16 protein-coding genes and 1 riboswitch are annotated in these 18,323 nt (G+C 43.1%); of the genes, 6 read left to right on the forward strand and 10 right to left on the reverse strand.

All coding sequences use genetic code 11. The annotated features are described in order from the left end of the window. Positions 1 to 99: 99 nt before the first annotated feature. Positions 100 to 1,137, reverse strand: coding sequence for a dihydroorotase (gene pyrC / locus EGC80_RS01270; protein WP_124014202.1), 1,038 nt, complete (start codon positions 1,135 to 1,137; stop codon positions 100 to 102). Between the two features lie 47 nt (positions 1,138 to 1,184). After that, positions 1,185 to 1,934 carry an IS5 family transposase gene (locus tag EGC80_RS01275; protein ID WP_124011573.1) on the reverse strand — a complete coding sequence of 250 codons (750 nt, stop codon included), beginning with the start codon at positions 1,932 to 1,934 and terminating at the stop codon, positions 1,185 to 1,187. Between the two features lie 272 nt (positions 1,935 to 2,206). Here EGC80_RS01275 and EGC80_RS01280 point away from each other — a divergent pair, with 272 nt between their 5' ends. The 5 genes from EGC80_RS01280 to EGC80_RS01300 all read left to right on the forward strand — a co-directional run bounded on the left by EGC80_RS01280 (position 2,207) and on the right by EGC80_RS01300 (position 6,445). Then, positions 2,207 to 3,214, forward strand: coding sequence for a WD40 repeat domain-containing protein (locus tag EGC80_RS01280; RefSeq protein ID WP_232772084.1), 1,008 nt, complete (start codon positions 2,207 to 2,209; stop codon positions 3,212 to 3,214). A 222-nt stretch (positions 3,215 to 3,436) separates the two neighbouring features. Further along, positions 3,437 to 3,718, forward strand: a complete 282-nt coding sequence (locus EGC80_RS01285; protein ID WP_101032858.1) for a DUF134 domain-containing protein — start codon at positions 3,437 to 3,439, stop codon at positions 3,716 to 3,718. 45 nt (positions 3,719 to 3,763) lie between these two features. Beyond that, on the forward strand, positions 3,764 to 4,207 hold the full coding sequence (locus EGC80_RS01290; RefSeq protein ID WP_101032859.1) for a transcriptional repressor: 444 nt from the start codon (positions 3,764 to 3,766) through the stop codon (positions 4,205 to 4,207). Positions 4,208 to 4,247: 40 nt separating this feature from the next. Further along, the gene (locus EGC80_RS01295) at positions 4,248 to 5,957 is read left to right on the forward strand and encodes an FAD-dependent oxidoreductase (RefSeq protein ID WP_124014015.1); all 1,710 of its coding nucleotides are present in this window, start codon (positions 4,248 to 4,250) and stop codon (positions 5,955 to 5,957) included. Positions 5,958 to 6,016: 59 nt separating this feature from the next. After that, positions 6,017 to 6,445: a PaaI family thioesterase gene (locus EGC80_RS01300; protein WP_124014014.1), complete on the forward strand. Its 429-nt coding sequence runs from the start codon at positions 6,017 to 6,019 to the stop codon at positions 6,443 to 6,445. 109 nt (positions 6,446 to 6,554) lie between these two features. Here EGC80_RS01300 and lysS read toward each other — a convergent pair whose 3' ends face one another. The 8 genes from lysS to EGC80_RS01340 form a co-directional block, all read right to left on the reverse strand. Continuing rightward, positions 6,555 to 8,057, reverse strand: coding sequence for a lysine--tRNA ligase (gene lysS, locus EGC80_RS01305; protein WP_101032862.1), 1,503 nt, complete (start codon positions 8,055 to 8,057; stop codon positions 6,555 to 6,557). Positions 8,058 to 8,112: 55 nt separating this feature from the next. Beyond that, a protein-coding gene (prfB, locus tag EGC80_RS01310; protein WP_164839407.1) for a peptide chain release factor 2 occupies positions 8,113 to 9,211 on the reverse strand; the annotation gives its coding sequence in 2 pieces (ribosomal slippage) (positions 8,113 to 9,135 and positions 9,137 to 9,211; 1,098 coding nt in all). Positions 9,212 to 9,459: 248 nt separating this feature from the next. Continuing rightward, positions 9,460 to 11,124 (reverse strand): methyl-accepting chemotaxis protein, encoded by a 1,665-nt coding sequence (locus EGC80_RS01315; protein WP_101032864.1) that lies wholly within the window; start codon positions 11,122 to 11,124, stop codon positions 9,460 to 9,462. Between the two features lie 132 nt (positions 11,125 to 11,256). Further along, entirely contained in the window at positions 11,257 to 12,408 is a 1,152-nt protein-coding gene (gene chrA / locus EGC80_RS01320; RefSeq protein WP_124014013.1) for a chromate efflux transporter, read from the reverse strand. A 328-nt stretch (positions 12,409 to 12,736) separates the two neighbouring features. Continuing rightward, positions 12,737 to 13,228 carry a MarR family winged helix-turn-helix transcriptional regulator gene (locus tag EGC80_RS01325; RefSeq protein WP_124014012.1) on the reverse strand — a complete coding sequence of 164 codons (492 nt, stop codon included), beginning with the start codon at positions 13,226 to 13,228 and terminating at the stop codon, positions 12,737 to 12,739. Positions 13,229 to 13,703: 475 nt separating this feature from the next. Next, positions 13,704 to 14,084, reverse strand: coding sequence for a SpoIIAA family protein (locus EGC80_RS01330; RefSeq protein WP_101032867.1), 381 nt, complete (start codon positions 14,082 to 14,084; stop codon positions 13,704 to 13,706). A 400-nt stretch (positions 14,085 to 14,484) separates the two neighbouring features. Next, positions 14,485 to 15,894, reverse strand: coding sequence for a multidrug transporter subunit MdtD (gene mdtD / locus EGC80_RS01335; protein ID WP_124014011.1), 1,410 nt, complete (start codon positions 15,892 to 15,894; stop codon positions 14,485 to 14,487). An 11-nt stretch (positions 15,895 to 15,905) separates the two neighbouring features. After that, the gene (locus EGC80_RS01340; RefSeq protein ID WP_124014010.1) at positions 15,906 to 16,460 is read right to left on the reverse strand and encodes a TMEM165/GDT1 family protein; all 555 of its coding nucleotides are present in this window, start codon (positions 16,458 to 16,460) and stop codon (positions 15,906 to 15,908) included. Positions 16,461 to 16,555: 95 nt separating this feature from the next. Further along, positions 16,556 to 16,667, reverse strand: a riboswitch (yybP-ykoY riboswitch). A gap of 258 nt (positions 16,668 to 16,925) precedes the next feature. Between EGC80_RS01340 and EGC80_RS01345 the strand changes: the two genes are divergently transcribed. Continuing rightward, positions 16,926 to 18,128 carry an aromatic amino acid transport family protein gene (locus tag EGC80_RS01345; protein WP_101032870.1) on the forward strand — a complete coding sequence of 401 codons (1,203 nt, stop codon included), beginning with the start codon at positions 16,926 to 16,928 and terminating at the stop codon, positions 18,126 to 18,128. The last annotated feature ends 195 nt before the right edge of the window (positions 18,129 to 18,323 follow it).

Consider the following 18,323-nt stretch of genomic DNA (forward strand, 5'->3'; position numbering starts at 1 on the left):
AGCAAACTGACAGGCATCAATAAATCTGCTTCGCGATAAGAGTTCTCGGTTAACCACGCGCTATTGAAAATAAGCACGCTTAGCGACTTAGCGATTAAACTAAGTCGTTTTCACTTTCCAATTCACTTTTTGTCCGGCAAAAAATGGCACGATAGGATTACCGTTAGGTAAAATAATCTCTTCTGGCACAACCCATTCTTGTTTCACTAATGTCACGGTTCCGGTATTACGAGGGAGACCATAAAAATCGGCACCGTATAAGCTGGAAAACCCTTCGAGCTTATCTATAACACCTAAATTATCAAACACTTGAGCGTATAATTCTAATGCACTCCATGCACTGTAACAGCCTGCACAGCCACAAGCGGACTCTTTACGGTGTTTCTCATGGGGGGCTGAGTCGGTGCCTAAAAAGAACTTACTTGAACCAGTCGCTACAGCCGCTTGCAAAGCTTGCTGGTGAATATTACGTTTCAGTACCGGTAAACAAAAGTTATGCGGGCGTACGCCACCGACTAACAAGTCATTGCGATTTAACAGTAAATGCTGTGGGGTAATAGTGGCGGCAACATTGGTTGAAGCGGCCGCAACAAACTCAGCGGCTTCTTTAGTCGTGATATGTTCAAACACCACTTTGAGGCTGGGAATTGATTCGACAATGCGCGATAAGTAACGATCAATAAAGAGCTTTTCGCGATCAAAAATATCGATATGCGCTTCGGTCACTTCACCGTGAACCAATAGCAACATGCCCTGCTCGGCCATAACCTCAAATATCGGAAACAACTCATCCAATGCTTTTACCGCCGCATCTGAGTTTGTAGTGGCACCTGCTGGGTATAACTTCCCCGCGACAACACCTGCCGCTTTAGCATCGATAATGTCTTGTGCTGAGGTATTATTGGTTAAAAATAGGGTCATTAACGGCTGAAAATCACTTCCGATTGGGCGAGCCGCTAAAATACGATCCCGATAAGCAACCGCCATCGCCGCTGTCGTTACTGGCGGGACTAAATTAGGCATCGCAATCGCGCGTTGAAACAAACGAGCCGTAGCAGGAACCGTCTCACCGAGCATATCCCCATCACGAAAATGAAGATGCCAATCATCGGGAGTCGTTAAGGTAATTTGGGTCATGTGGGTTCCTTGGCTTAAATAACAGGTTGTTAGGGGCTGTTGATCTTTCACATTGGCAGCCAAATTATAGAGCAAGCTAGAGCCAGCAGGCTTTCAAAATTAATTTTCAATTTATCATAGCGGGTAGCTATCGCTCTAAAATGCTTGAGCCGAGCAAAAGCATTTTCAACTAAATGCCGATATTTGTATAAACACCAATCGATATCGCCATTTCCTTGCTTCGAATTTTGTCTTCTAGGGATCACTGGCTTTGAACCACATTCACGCACTTTATCTCTAATCGCTTCACTGTCGTAGCCTTTGTCTGCAATAATAAAATGACTTTGTGGCAATAGTTCAATAAGGGCATTAGCTGCTTTGCTATCATGAACTTCTCCACCTGTAACAATGAATTCTATCGGTAAACCATAGCTATCTACCGCGAGATGGATTTTGCTTGTATTACCACCACGACTTAACCCAATTGCTTGATTTTCATCAGATGATGCACCTGAACTGTGTTGATGGGCTTTTACATAACTTCCATCAATAAATTCCCATTCAGTATCACTATTAGTCGATAATGTTTTGAACAGCCTAAGTAAAATACCTTTTCTTGACCACAGTAAAAATCGACGGTAAATGGTATTCCATAAGCCAAAATATTCAGGTAAATCTCGCCAAGGGCAGCCAACACGCAATCGGTAAAGGATACCTTCCATCGTAAATCGATGCTCTTGCTTGTTATAAACTCTATCATCAAGCAGAATAGCTTTTAGCTTCGACCACATCTCATCAGTGAGCATTAATCGGGGCATGGTAATCTCGTTGTATTTGTTTTTGGCGAAGTGAATTATACGAGATTACCTTCTTCGCACAAAATTCAAACAAAGATCAACAGCCCCTAGTGTTATTGTGCCTGAAATCGCTTTTTCTTAATAGATGCATAATTTGAACGCAGACTTTGCTATATCAAAAAGTCCTAGCTTATCGCTAAATAGAGTGAGATGTTGCATCAGCAGTGAATAAAACCAGCGGTATGGCACTATGCTATTATGTTGAAAGTATCATTTTTTATAAAGGAATTATATTGTTAGCCAACGCCAGATCTAGCTTACCGCGCAATGTGTGCCTTATTAGTGCAATCATGGTGACGATGATGGCTATCTCAGGCTGCAATCAAGCTGTGGTCATGAAAAGACCCGATAACATTCAGCGACTCGTTAACGAAACGCTCGTTGATGGCATACTGTCAACGGATGCCAGTATGGCGGTTACATTAGGCAGAAGCCGCACATTATCGATATGGAATGTAGCAACAAGCCAATTATTACACCAATGGTCTGACGATGACTTTGATGACACTAATTATCTGCTGGCGTTGTCAGGTAACAAACAATACCTTGCCACTGCAGGCAAACAAAAAATTTCTATTTTCAATCTTGAAACGGGCAAATTAGATATACGTTGGCCTGCGCAGGGGTTTAATCCCGATGCCAGTATTTCGAGCCTTTTTCTGAGCCAAACAGGCAGCACTATTTTAGTGGGGATGAATGATGGTTCAATTACTGTGATACAAAGAAGCAGCATGACGATGTCATTGTTTAAACAACACAGTGCTGCCGTTAATCATATTGAGCTCTCTAATTTTGAACAACAGGTATTATCGACTGGGCTTGATGGTGATGTACACATTTGGGCCACTTATAACGGTGAGCTCATCAGCAGTTTTTCCCGCCCTCAACGGATCACCAGCGTGAGTTTTGATGAAACTAATCGACGCTTATTTATTGCTGATGCACTCGACAATAATGTCATTATCGATACCCAAACTACGCAGCCAGTGAGCCATCTTGATTACCTTGAACGTTATCGCTATTTTCGACAGGCTTTATTCACCAACCATGGCAACAACTTAATTACCGCAACCTCAAAGCAAAGTGTTATCTATTGGGATGCCTCATCGGGAAAGGAGCTTTCTCATTGGGATATCACTGCCTATAACGCTGGCACAACGGTATTTTCAATGGTGATCAAACCTAATGGTAAGCTATTGACCTTAAGCTCAGACGGCGCACTTGAAACATGGAGCTTGTGAGTTAACCTTAGCTTGGAATAATAAGCCCAAGCGTTAACGACTATGCACATTAATTTTAGCCTTTATCATTATCTGAGTTACCTACGGTGACATAATAGATATCATTAAATGTCATTGGTCATGTCAAAGATCAGTTTACATATCACAGTAAAAAAAAGAATAGATCTTGCAAGTGCGAACTAAATTCAGTATATATAGCATATGCCAATAATGAGGTGTTACATGGCAAGACCAAAAATTCCCCGAACCATATGTGGCCAAGCAGCCAATATTTGTTTTAAACCCAATGGGATTCCGATGGCACAGTTAGAACAGGTGCCACTTGCTGAAGATGAAATAGAGGCTTTGCGCTTAGTTGATTTGCTCGGAATGCAGCAACAAGAAGCCGCTAAGTCAATGGGAATATCCCGCCAAACGTTAGCTAACTTGGTTAAAGGGGCTCGATATAAGGTGGTTGATAGTTTAATCAATAGCAAAGCCTTGATGACAAAAAATATCAACTAAAAATTAAACACTGGTAACACGTATTGACGTGTTTAGGTAAGTCTAATGCAAGCAGTATTGAAAGACTCTGGCCTCAAAATAACCACTCAAAGATGTAAGTTGCTTGAGTTTCTAACTCAAGTCGATGAGCAGCATTTAACAGTAGAAAATATCTATCAAGGCTTAAATGCGCAGGGAGAGACCATAGGTCTCAATACTGTGTATCGAATTATGGCGCATTTTGAGCAAGCAGGCATAGTCGTACGACGACTATTTGAGTCTGAAAATGCTGTTTATGAACTCAATAATAAACCGCGTCATGATCATTTAATTTGCTTAACCTGTGGCAAGTTAACTGAATTTACCGACCCCTTGATTGAGCTTCGTTTAGGCTTAGCAGCAGAACATCACGGTATGATTATTCACCACCACAGCCTCAATATGTATGGTCACTGCTTTGATTGCCAACAAGCACTTAATAGCCAGTCTGCTAGACAGAAAGTCGACTAGATAGCCGCTAGGTTAATATTAAATTTTATCGGAGAAAACAATGACTAAAATAGTAATTATCGGTGGGGTTGCCGGTGGGGCATCAGCAGCAGCAAGAGCAAGACGTGTATCAGAAACGGCTGAAATTATCATGTTAGAAAGGGGCGAGTTTGTTTCATTTGCCAACTGTGGTTTGCCTTATCATATCAGTGGTGAAATTGAATCCAGAGATGCATTATTGTTGCAAACACCCGAAAGCTTCAAATCACGTTTCAATGTTGATGTCCGGGTGTTTAATGAAGTGATTGCTATTGATAGGCAAGCTAAAAGGCTAAACATACGTAATCATATTACCCATGAAATATATCAAGAGTCATATGACAAGTTGCTACTAAGCCCGGGGGCATCACCAATAAAACCACCCATTAGCGGCATCAATAACCAGTTCGTCCATAGTCTACGTAATATTCCTGATATGGATAGAGTACTGGCGAACCTTGTGCTGCATAAGCCGAAACATGCCACTGTGGTAGGGGGTGGGTTTATTGGTTTAGAAATGGTGGAAGCGCTGCGCCACCGAGGATTAGAGGTGAGCTTACTCGAACTTGCCGACCAAGTTATGGGGCCTGTGGATATTGAAATGGCCAATATACTGCATCAAAAGCTAGTTGATAATAAGGTTGATTTACGCTTAAAAACAGGCTTAACCGCCGTCAATGAGTGCCAAATTCAACTTGCTGAAGCCGATATTACCGATGACTATGATAAACCGGTACCGCCCCATTCCCATTTACAATTAACCTTGAGTGATAACAGCACCTTAGCAACAGATTTAGTCATCCTCGCCATCGGCGTTAAACCTGAAACTAGCTTGGCATCAGAGTGCGGCTTAGTATTAGGCCCGCTCGGTGGTATTCGTGTAGATGCCGGGATGCGTACTTCCGATGCAGATATTTATGCTGTCGGCGATGCCATTGAAACCGCTGATTTCGTCAGCGGTAATCCTTCACTTGTTCCACTTGCTGGACCGGCTAATCGTCAGGGACGATTAGCCGCAGATAACATGTTGGGTGGTGATAGGTTATATCGCGCTACCCAAGGGACCGCAATCTGTAAGTTGTTTGATATGGCCATCGCCTCGACGGGATTAAATGAGAAAAGTTTGCTAAGGCAAGCTATCCCATTTGAAAAAATTTATGTCCACACAGCAAGCCATGCCAGCTATTATCCTGGGGCTCACCCTATTACTTTAAAACTGTTGTTTTGTCCTGATAATGGCCGCATTTTAGGTGCTCAGGCTGCTGGGATTGATGGTGTCGATAAGCGTATTGACGTATTAGCGGTAGCGCAACGCGCGGGGATGACGGTATATGATTTAGCCGACCTTGAGCTCACTTACGCGCCTCCTTTTGGCTCTGCGCGAGACGTGGTCAATCAGGCAGGTATGGTCGCGGCTAATGTGTTATTAGGCGATGAAGTGACTTGTCACACTCAAGATCTACAGGCCTTGACTGCGACACAAATTATTGTCGATGTGCGTAATCCTGGCGAACTAACGGCTGTGGGTGCGATTGATAATGCGATTAATATTCCGCTGCCGCAACTTCGAGACCGACTCAATGAACTTCCCAAAGACAAAGAATTATTGCTGCTCTGTCAGGTAGGGTTGCGCGGTCATGTCGCCTGTCGCATGTTAGTCCAGCATGGTTTTAAAGCACGCAACCTCAGCGGTGGCTATAAAACTTACCAAATGGTCAATGCGCGTTTTTAGTACATTAGTTAAGAAAAACCTTAACAGCCATCTGTCCCTATTAATAAACAAGGCTTAGTGTGAGTAGTTATCAAGATTGTAAACAAAGCCACAGTCAATGTGTTGTCTGTGGCGACGCTAAACAAAATCCATTGTCATTACAATGTAAGTTTTTTGCAGACGGTGAAAATCAAGTTGTTGGTTATCATAAAGCAAGTCAGCAGCTTCAAGGCTACACTCACTTCTTACATGGCGGCGTAGCAAGCACCTTAGTCGATGCTGCCATGACTCATTGTTTGCTTATGCAAGGCATTAAAGCCTTAACTGCAGAAATGACAGTACGCTTTGTTGCCCCAATAAAAGTTGGCGATGCCATCAAAATTGTCGGTCATCTGGTGAGCAAACGCTTAGGAATGTACCAACTAGAAGCCGTACTCTATGTAGAAAATAAAGCTTGCGTGACGGCTAAGGCGAAGTTTATTCAACCTAGGAACGGAGTCATAGGCTAGCTTAGAACCCATCTCAGCAACAAGGACGAGTCTATATTTTCATTTAAATCTAGCCAAAAAAAACCAGCCTGATGGCTGGTTTCGTTTTATTGGCTTAGCTGACTAGCGATTAAGCTTGTGGGCGCATCGCTGGGAATAAAATCACATCACGGATAGTATGCGTGTTAGTGAATAGCATCACCAAACGGTCGATACCAATACCTTGACCCGCGGTTGGCGGTAAACCGTGCTCGAGTGCAGTGATGTAGTCTGCATCGTAGAACATGGCTTCGTCATCGCCGGCATCTTTGGCATCAACTTGCGCTTTAAAGCGGCTGTCTTGATCTTCAGCATCATTGAGCTCAGAGAAGCCGTTAGCCACTTCACGGCCACCGATAAAGAATTCAAAACGGTCGGTGATGAAATCATTGTTATCATTACGACGTGCTAAAGGCGAAATATCCGCGGGATAGCCAGTAATGAAAGTAGGTTGCATCAGTTTAGTTTCAGCGGTTTCACCAAAAATTTCTTCCAGCAACTGGCCACAAGTCCAGAATTTTTCTAGCTTGATGCCTAGGCTCTTGGCCAAGTCGCGCATAAAGTCTACGTCTTTAACTTGCTCGTACGTCATCGCTTGTATAGTGGCGTTATCAGGATTGTATTTCTGAATGGCTTCTAACATGCTTAAACGGGCATAAGGACCACCAAAGTCTACTGTGTCCTCGCCGTATGGCATTTGCGCACTACCGAGTAAATCAATCGCAATTGAACTGAGCATTTCTTCAGTTAAATCCATTAGGTCTTTATAATCCGCGTACGCCATATAGAATTCCATCATGGTGAATTCTGGGTTATGACGTGGCGATAAACCTTCGTTACGGAAGTTACGGTTAATTTCGAACACACGCTCAAAACCACCAACCACTAACCGCTTTAAATACAGTTCTGGCGCAATACGTAAGTACATGGCCATGTCTAACGCGTTGTGATGAGTGACAAATGGACGTGCAGTAGCACCACCAGGAATAACGTGCATCATAGGAGTTTCAACTTCCATGAACTCTTTTTTGACCATAAAGTGACGAATAGCGGAAACCACTTTAGAACGCATAATAAAGGTATTGCGAGACTCTTCATTAACGATTAAATCAACGTAACGCTGACGATAGCGCGTTTCTTGGTCGGTTAACCCGTGGAACTTTTCAGGTAACGGACGTAATGCTTTAGTCAGTAACTGATATTCTTCCATATTAACGTACAAGTCGCCCCGGCCCGATAAATGCAGCTGACCTTTAACACCAATGATGTCACCGATGTCTAAACCTTGATAACGCTCTTTTAAATCACCTTGCACTGGCTTACCAGCGTAAGCTTGAATACGACCAGACACGTCTTGAATGACTAAAAATGGACCTCGTTTTGCCATAACACGGCCGGCAATACTGGTTTGAAACCCTAACACTTCTAGCGCTTCTTTGGTCTGCTCACCATATTGCGCCTGTAACTCAGCCGCTTTATGGCTACGTTGCCAGGTATTTGGATGAGCATTAGCAGGACAACTGGTGCGGATGTGGTCTAATTTAGCGCGACGTTCAGCAATCAGTTTGTTTTCATCTTGTACGTGTTCAGTCATATTATATTCTCGCGTTTACTCGCCACACTTTGTGATGGCGAAAAAATTAATTTACTTAAAGTCCTGATTTTAGGCTGGCTTCAATAAACTTATCTAAATCACCATCCAGCACAGATTGAGTATTGCGGTTCTCAACCCCCGTGCGTAAATCTTTGATACGGGCGTCATCTAATACGTATGAACGAATTTGACTGCCCCAGCCGATGTCTGATTTTGCATTTTCAGCAGCTTGTTTATCGGCATTTTGCTGGTGCATTTGTAACTCGTATAACTTCGCCTTTAACAGTTTATAGGCAGCGTCACGGTTTTTATGTTGCGAGCGATCGTTTTGACATTGCACCACAGTATTGGTTGGCAAATGCGTAATACGTACCGCTGAATCTGTTTTGTTGACGTGCTGACCACCTGCGCCAGATGCGCGATAAGTGTCAATACGTAAATCAGACGGATTAATTTCAATTTCAATCTCGTCATCAATTTCTGGGTAAACGAAAACGGAACAAAAAGAGGTATGACGTTTACCTGATGAATCAAATGGTGATTTACGCACCAAACGATGAACACCGGTCTCGGTTCGCATCCATCCAAAAGCATATTCTCCGGTGAACTTAATCGTTGCACCTTTAATACCCGCTACATCGCCGTCAGTCACTTCAATTAACTCTGGGCTAAAACCATGTGCCTCACCCCAGCGTAAATACATGCGCAGAACCATATTGGCCCAGTCTTGTGCTTCGGTGCCGCCTGAACCAGATTGAATATCCAAGTAACAATTTGATGCATCATTCTTACCAGAAAACATGCGGCGGAATTCGAGATCAGCCAAACGAGTCTCTAACGACTCAAGTTCTGAAGCGGCATCATTAAAGGTTCCTTCGTCATCTTCTTCAATGGCCAGTTCAAGTAACCCTTCAATGTCTTCTAGACCTGAGTCCATATCATCAATGGTTTTGACCACTAAGACTAACGCAGCACGCTCTTTACCTAATGCTTGAGCACGTTCAGGCTCATTCCACACTTCAGGGCTTTCAAGCTCTCGACTGACTTCTTCTAACCGCTCACTTTTGGCAGCGTAGTCAAAGATACCCCCGAAGTAGCTCAGTGCGTTCGGCGAGCTCTTTGATTTTGAATTTTACCGGATTAACTTCAAACATGAATATTCAACTTAAATTTAGCCGTTAACGAAAGGTGCAACGGCGTATTTTACCCCATGAGAGGCGCTAAACCTAGACCAGAAGAGCGATTATTAATAAACAAATGACGAATATATTGCGCAGAAACAACATCAAAAAAATCATTAACCTGTAATAAACAGATTAAATGGACCTATTGTTATCATTAAAAAATGATTAAAAAAAATGAACCCCTTCGGGTTCATTTTTAACGATCGGTTTGGTAAAAATTATACTTTAAATTGACCCACTAACTGAGCTAAGGTCTGACCTTCATTCGCCACGGTTTTGCTCATATCAGATGCCTCTTCACTGGCTGCTAGTAACGTATTCACAATCTCTTGTACTGAATTGATATTGCGATTAATTTCTTCAGTCACTGAGCTTTGCTCGGTAGCGGCGGTGGCTATTTGGGTACTCATGTCATTAATACTGGTCACCGATGAGGTTACTGAACCTAAGCTTTCAGAAATCGCCCGCGAGGACTCAACCGAACTTAAACAACTGGTTTGGCTTTCTTCCATGGCTTGTACCGCTTTGGTGACTAACTTATGCAGTTCAGACAGCATTTCATTAATCTCGACCGTACTGGCTTGGGTACGACTGGCTAAATTTCTCACTTCATCGGCAACAACGGCAAAACCTCGACCTTGTTCGCCAGCTCGGGCAGCTTCAATCGCCGCATTAAGAGCCAGTAAATTGGTTTGTTCGGCAATTCCGCCTATGACACTGAGTACAGAGTTAATTTTTTTCGATTGTTCACTTAATGACTTCACATTGCCAGCGGCATTGTCAATTTGAGTCATTAAATTGGACACTTCCGTTAGTGAGGTATCAACACAATCTTGTGCTTTACCTACGTTATCAGAGGCTGCGTGTGTTGCCTCTGCAACCATATTGGTATTATGTGCCACATCATTAGCCGTAGCCGACATTTCAGTGATGGCAGTAACAATTTGATCAACTTCACTATTATGGTGGTTGAGTTGCTCAGTCATCGACACCGTTTGGCCATTGATGCTTTGAGCAGCATGCTTAACTCTGTCCGTTGCGCCAGCCACATCACTAATAATATGCTGTAATTTGTCGATAAACAGATTGAATGCACTGCCTAACTGTCCAATCTCATCTTCACTGGTGATATCTAAACGTTTGGTTAAATCGCCTTCACCTTTGGCAATATCATTTAACGAGGTAGCCATATTCTGGATTGGCACCACCATTTTATGTGCCATCACCACCACGGCAAAAGCCGTTATGCCTGTAAGACCTATAGCAATGAGTAAAAACATCAGTGCTTTTTGACCCATCTCTTCCGTTTTATAGGTTTTATAAGCCGCAATGGACTCTTCAATATCATCAATATAGGCACCCGAGCCTAACATCCAATGGGTGTTGGGGATCATTACCGCAAAGCCGAGTTTTTCAATAAGCTGGCTACTACCCGGTTTTTGGTAGTAATAAGAAAAATTACCAGTACCCGCTTGAGCGGCCTCTAATAAGCCAACAATAATTTTGGTGCCACTAGGGTCGGCCATATCTATTTTGTTTTGGCCTTCAAGTTCAGGCATAGTCGGGTGAAAAATATTGACCCCAGCATCATCATATATATAGAAATAGCCTGCAGTGCCAAAACGTAAATCTCTTAATGCTGCATTGACATTTCCCTTGTCACCCAAAGCAAGTTCATATTCAACAACGCCCTGAGCAATCTGGACTGATTCTTTTAGTTGGTTTTGGCGCTCTGAAATTAATTCACTGCGAAAGTTATCAATATCTTTGGTTAAAGATGACTCTTCATTAACATAAAAAATACTCAGTAATACGGTGAGGATCAACGAAAGCGGAATTAATGATAAGCCCAGGAGTTTATTGCGTAGTGAAGATCTCAGCATAGTGGCAAGCCTTTTGAGGGTAATAATCGATTTAGCATACTAATCTATTTTTTATAGATACTTAAACTAACTAACTATATACCTCCCAATAAAGTGAGACCGGTCTCAAAAAAGCACAATATAGTAACTTTTTTATAACATTGATAATCCGCTGCCCATGGCAGCAAATCCTATCACCAACCACACTAAGCTGGGCTTGAAGACTTTTAACAGACTAAAGCCAATAATCACTAAAGCCATATCCAACGGCATGATCACCGCACTGGTAAATACCGGTTGATAAAGTGCCGCAAGTAAGAGTCCGACAACAGCCGCATTCACTCCCGCGATAGCGCCTGCTATGGCCGGACGTTGGCTTATTGAATGCCAACTTTTTAAGCCCACCAGCATCAGTAAAAAACCCGGGAGAAAAATAGCTAACGTCGCCACTATAGCCCCAAGGATCGGCGACTCTAACCATAAGTCAGCCCCTAAAAAAGTGGCTAAGGTAAACATAGGTCCAGGAATGGCTTGTGCAAGCGCATAACCGGTCAAAAAACGATCTGGGGTAATGTATTCACCGACGCTGGTTTCAAGCAAGGGCAATACCACATGCCCACCACCGAACACTAAACTACCGACTTGATAGAACTGCGCAAAAATTTGTCCAAGGCTATCGGGTTGATTGATAAGATATAAAGATGCCGCTATTCCTATAATAAATAATGCTAACCAACGATAATCAAGCTCAATAGCAGGAGAGTCCGGTGTAATACTGTCACCCCTAGTCATCAGCGTGACCCCAACAATAGCCGCCACAATTAACACGGCTATTTGGATCAATAATGAAGGCATTAATATAATAGCAACAGCTGTTGCTGCCATTAATATTTTTGCGGTTTTTCGTTGGCAAAATTGAGTGAACATTGACAAGGTTGCGTCAGCTACTACCACTACAGCAAGTAACTTTAGGCCGTGAATAGCCCCCGCAACGGTTGTTAATTGCAACCATTGCGCACTGGTAACCGCAAATAAAAACAACAGTAAAAACGATGGTAAGGTAAACCCCAAAAAGGCGGCTAATCCCCCCAGTAAACCGCCACGGTGATAACCAATCGCAAAACCGACCTGACTTGAACCAGGCCCTGGCATAAACTGACTCAGGGCAACAAAACTAGAATATTGCTTATTGTCTAGCCATTGCAGTTCGTCCACAAAGGCTTTTCTAAAATAGCCTATGTGTGCCGCAGGTCCTCCAAAGCTGATCAAACCTAATGCTAAAAAGCGACTGAATATTTGCCACATCGTCCTGGTACCTTTTTGTGTTGGTAAACAATACTATGACATTGAGGTGACATTTTTATGACGACAAAAAACACCCTTCTCTAGTAGCCTCTTATACTAAACCTTATCAATAAGTGATCAACTCAAAACGAGTGTTGAATGACGACTCAAGTACCGCTTACTTTACAAAAAGAGTAATGCAGCGGTTCTAACATGACCAATACTTCAAATGATCGACATGAGAAAACATATCAAACAAATCGGTTACTATTGTTATTTTATACTGACTTGCTCAACCATTGAGAGCTGAATATTGCGGCATGACAGACCATCACCACGCTCAAAATAATCATCTTTCACAGCTGCTTCCCGCGCCAGAATTAAGCATAAAAAATGCCTGATCACACAGTTGCTTCAATTGTTGTAAATCTTCAATACTGCCACCAACTTTACAGCGCATTTGCTCAGGAATACTCAATGCTTGCTGGTATAATTGCTGGCCTTGCTCAGTCACATGTAACACACGCACGCGTTCATCTAACTCGCTGCGACCTCGAGTCACTAACGTTTTACTTTCTAAGCGTTTTAATAACGGGGTTAACGTTCCAGAATCAAGATGTAATTTCTCACCTAAGGTTTTGACACTTATCCCCGGCTCTTTCCAAAGCACCATCATCACCAAATACTGTGGATACGTCAGCGACAACTCATCTAATAAGGGTCGATATGCGCGGATCAAAGCATTGGTCGCGCTGTATAATGAGAAACACACCTGATTTTCAAGTGCTAGCGGATTTTTTGCTGTAGGGAATTGAGATCCAGTAGACGCTTTACTAGGCATAGGCTTTACTCCGCTAACCAATAATATGAGTCAATGATAACATTGGTTGTGCACAACCTATAATTAAAAATTCAGTAAGCCACTTTTTGATAAAAATGCATCAAGCGCGGCGATCCTTGGTCTATAGAAGACTAACATTCAGTTTTACATTAAGGTTAACCATGTCACTTAGCGTTAATTCTCCTTCTTCAATGCCCACCACGATTGATTCAGGCAACAGCTTAAAAGTTGCCGTTATGGCTAACTATCAGCAAAAAATTGAAGGACAAATGGCATTATAACTTATCGCTGCAGCGCAACTATCTGCGCAACGACCTGCGCCGCAGCAATAAGCTAACAGTGGCCATATAAACGGATTATCACAGCATCAAAACCCTAGCGAATAGTCTCTATAAAATCACTAAGGTAAAATCAACGCTTCATACCGCGAACGACATATTGATCAATCCACATCCGCTTATTTTGGGCATCAGTGTTAATATCGAAGCCATTTTAAGGCGTCATCTTGGTCTTCGAAATATTTAATCTCACCTGCAATAAACCAACTACCTACTTTGGCCGCCCATTCTTGCCAGCCTTTATTACCCCAAATCGCCACTCTTTCAAACTCTGATTTATGGTTTAACCCCAGCTTTAAATCATCCCAAGCAGCATGCAAATCCCAACCGTCGAGCTCAGTCGCATCGAGAAATAAACTCACTTGAGGTTGATCAACTTGGCTTAATGCCCCCTCTAGCATTGGGGTAATGACGAGGTAATCTTGGTGGGTTAATGTGCCCGTTGCTTTTAATGTCACAAAAAACACATTTTCAATTCGGTTTATGCCAATCGATAAACCATGTTTCTTCATATCCATATCGAGACTCCTTTACTATGCTTTTACACAATTAAATGCACGCGCGCCCATATAATGTTTGTGCATGCTTATATTTTAGCCACAGATACGAGGAAATGTATGCCGGAGTGCACAAAATAAACGTTAGAGTACTTATGGTGTAATGGGTAATATTAACCATTTAACGATCACAGCAAACGCTCTCTCTAGAGCGGCGTAATATGAGAATAGCCAAGACATGCAAACAAATGAGAGGTTAACATTCTGTTAATATGCATCAGTGGCATGAACACCATTATCAGTGGCAGTATGCCACGACGGTGATGAACAACAGGATCAATGGTCATCAGGCGACTCATCGATAAAACAACAATAGCGTTAGGGTATTCTTCCGACGGGTGCGCCTAAGACGTGATTTACTCTACGGATGCTTTACTCGACGTCCATCTTCTTTAGACAATTGCGAAAAGATCGTTGCGGCTAACATCGTCATAATGCCAACCGTAACGAACGTCAGTTGGAAAGCTCTAAGCACAGTGCCCACTCCATCACTGTCGACATCAGTGCTAAAACCGCCAAGTAAAGCCCCTGCACAGGCAACCCCCAGACTTAATGATAATTGCCCTACCACCGACAACAAACTGTTGCCACTGCTGGCACTGGCATCATCGAGGTCTATTAGAGTTACAACATTCATCGCCGTGAACTGCAACGAGTTGATTGCGCCCAGAATAGCCAGCATTCCCAACAATAACCAGTATGGAGTCTGTTCGCTTACCAAGCTCATGCTCATTAGCATGAGCCCCAGCGCCAACGTATTAGTAGTCAGTACGAAGCGATAGCCTAAACGTTCGATAATCGGTCGTGCCACATACTTGGCCAGTATCGCCGCAGCCGCTAATGGCAACATACTCATCCCAGCCTGAGATGGCGAATAACCCAGCGCCACTTGCAACAGCAATGGCACCAGAAACGGCAACGCGCCACTGCCCAAGCGAGCAAACAGATTACCAAATAGGCCAATAGCAAACGTCCTCGTCCGAAATAATGATGGCGCAAACAGCGGATGCTCAATACGCCCTGCCCGTAACCAATATGCTATCAAACACGCCATACCACCAAATAACAGTAACATCACCCGTAGGTGTGGCATATGCAGTTCGCCTAGCCCTTCCATGGCAATGGTGATCAACAACATCGCCGCACCAAACAGCAAAAAACCCAGACTATCGAAACGCAACTTTTCCTTGCCACGGAGATCAGGGATGAACCGCCACACGGCATAACAACCCACCACGCCAACGGGCAGATTGATCAAAAAGATCCAATGCCATGTCAGGTATTGCACCATCCAACCGCCCATCGTTGGACCGATCAACGGACCGAGTAGACCCGGAATGGTGATAAAGCCCATGATCCGTACTAATTCCGAACGCGGATATGTCCGAAGCACCACCAGTCGCCCCACAGGCAACATTAACGCGCCGCCCAACCCCTGAATAACCCGAGCGCCAATGAGCATGTCTAATGAATAGGACAATGCACAAAGCAATGATCCAACACTGAACAATAAGATGGCACCAAAGAAGATTTTTTTGGTGCCAAAGCGATCAGCAATCCAGCCAGAAGCAGGGATCAACAAGGCAACGGTGAGCATGTAAGCGATAATCACGCCTTGCATACGCAGTGGATCTTCATTTAAATCGCTGGCCATCGCCGGGAGTGCTGTATTGAGGATCGTCCCATCAAGCGACTGCATGAAAAAGGCAATCGCGACGACCCAAGGTAACCCACGGGCAGTCTCTGCATCGAGAAGTTGGCTATCAGGCATTAAACCTCCATTTACCACATGAGTGTAGCCACGCCAAGCAGTGCAAACAATACAGCACAACCTCGATGAATAAGCTTCATGGGTAATTTATTAGCACTAAAATGTCCAGCGAGTACAACAGGGACATTGGCAATCAACATTCCCAATGTCGTGCCGATCACAACCCAGGTGAGTGATTGATATTTTGCCGCCAAGACTACAGTGGCAATTTGAGTTTTATCCCCTATTTCAGCAATAAAAAACAAAATAAACGTCGCAGTAAAAGCACCGAGTTGATAGAAACGGTTATCATCATCATCGATTTTATCGGGTATAAGCACCCATAACGCAATAGCAAAAAATGAACCGGCCACCAGATAAGTCGCCCATTGTGGATCAATCCAAGTAATTGCCCACTGGCCAAGCCATGCAGCAAGGAAATGATTCAATATTGTGGCGAGTAAAATACCTGAGATAATAGCGCTTTTATTGCTAAATCTCACCGCGAGCAGCAAGGCTAATAATTGAGTCTTGTCGCCTATTTCAGCGATGGCAACAGTAAGAGTTGAGGCGAATAAAGCTTCCAATGTGATATTCCTAGGGGTAAATGACAACTAAGCACGAGCCACCGCATACCCCTTGATGCAGTTACTGTGCTTAGGTCTCGCTTGGTAAAACCACTGATTAACAGTGAGTTACTGTCTGCACCATGGCGTGAGGCCAATTATGTTGATACAGACATCTTGTGTGCCATAACAGCAAGACAAGATTAGCTACTCCCCTAAAACAATTCGCATTATAACGATTAAATAATTTTATTCAATGGACTCATTTTACAGTGTAAATTCGGCATAAAAATAACCTCACCCCAACAGTAACGCCGTAATGCTACGCTATTGCAAAAATCACGTGTAAAAAAGTTTGGTCTATTGTTGTGTAATTGTTTACAAACACCGCTGTTAGCCTTTAACAGTCAAAGATCCTTGCCTGCTCTGTCACCCTTCTGCTAATGTCCGATACAAATAAAATAAAAATTAGACTGGACATTTTCTGTGAATTTTAAAACGTTAGGCTCTATTTCAATTGTAGCTGGAACGGCCATTGGGGGAGGCATGTTAGCGCTACCATTAGCAACGGCAGCCTTGGGTATGATCCCCGCATTAATCTTATTAGTGGTTATTTGGGGGTTATCAGCTTACACCTCGTTATTGATGTTAGAAATTAATCTTCACTCTGGTGTCGGCGATAACGTCCATGCCATTACCGGTAAAACACTGGGAAAAGTTGGCCAGCTCATTCAAGGTGGCTCATTCCTGAGCTTATTATTTGCGTTAACCATGGTGTATCTGATGGGAGGGTCATCGCTATTAGAAACCCGTTTACAACCCATCGGCATTAACATGAGCAACCAAGTAGCCATCATACTGTTTACGGTTATCTTTGGTGGATTAATTGCCATTGGCGTGAAGTGGATTGATAAAGTATCACGCATTTTATTTACTTCTATGGTGGTGTTACTCGTCATTGTGGTGGCATTTTTATTACCAGACGTTAATTTAATCAGTGCATTAAACAATTACTCAACCGATGTTGCTTCAGGCACAGCGCTACAACAATTATGGCTAGCAGCCATTCCTGTAGTGTTTACCTCATTTGGTTTCCATGTGTGTATTGCGACGATTGTGCGCTACTTAGAAGGTGATGCCGTTTCACTCAGAAAAGTGTTATTGATCGGCTCGAGCATTCCACTGGTTTGCTATATCCTGTGGTTGTTAGTGACCTTAGGGTCTTTAGGCGGCGAAACCGTCCATAGCTTTGGTGGTTCACTGCCTAAACTCGTTGCAGCTTTACAAAGCTTAGCTCAATCAAGAATTATAATCCAAGCCATTGATTTATTTGCTAACCTTGCATTAATCACTTCGTTCTTAGGCGTTACCATGAGCTTGTTTGACTATGTTGCCGAACTCACTCGAGCCAAGGATGATGCCTCAGGTCGCGCTAAAACATGGCTCATTACCTTTATACCACCGCTATTGTGTGCACTTTACTACCCAGATGGCTTTTTAAGCGTCCTTGGTTTTGCAGCTATTCCATTGGTGGTGATAATTATCTATTTACCCATTGCAATGGCATTAAAGCAACGTTCACAGCCATTGGGCGGCTACCAAGTCTCTGGTGGCAGTTTGGGACTTATCATCGCGGGCTTACTCGGTACCTTGATTGTTGTTGCCCAGTTGATGGTGGCATTAGCCTGAACCATATAACTCATAAAATAGATTTGTAAGCGAGTTTTACAAACCCTATTAAGATGATAAAACATTTGTTAAAGTCAGGCTAAGCCTGACTTTTTTGTTTTACGCTTCAATAACATCGACCAATATAATTAAACAAGAATTAAACAAGCATGAGACATGACTGGCCATACTATACATCACACGCTAACACCTCCT

The sequence above is a fragment of the Shewanella psychromarinicola genome (genome assembly GCF_003855155.1).
GTDB lineage: Bacteria > Pseudomonadota > Gammaproteobacteria > Enterobacterales > Shewanellaceae > Shewanella > Shewanella psychromarinicola.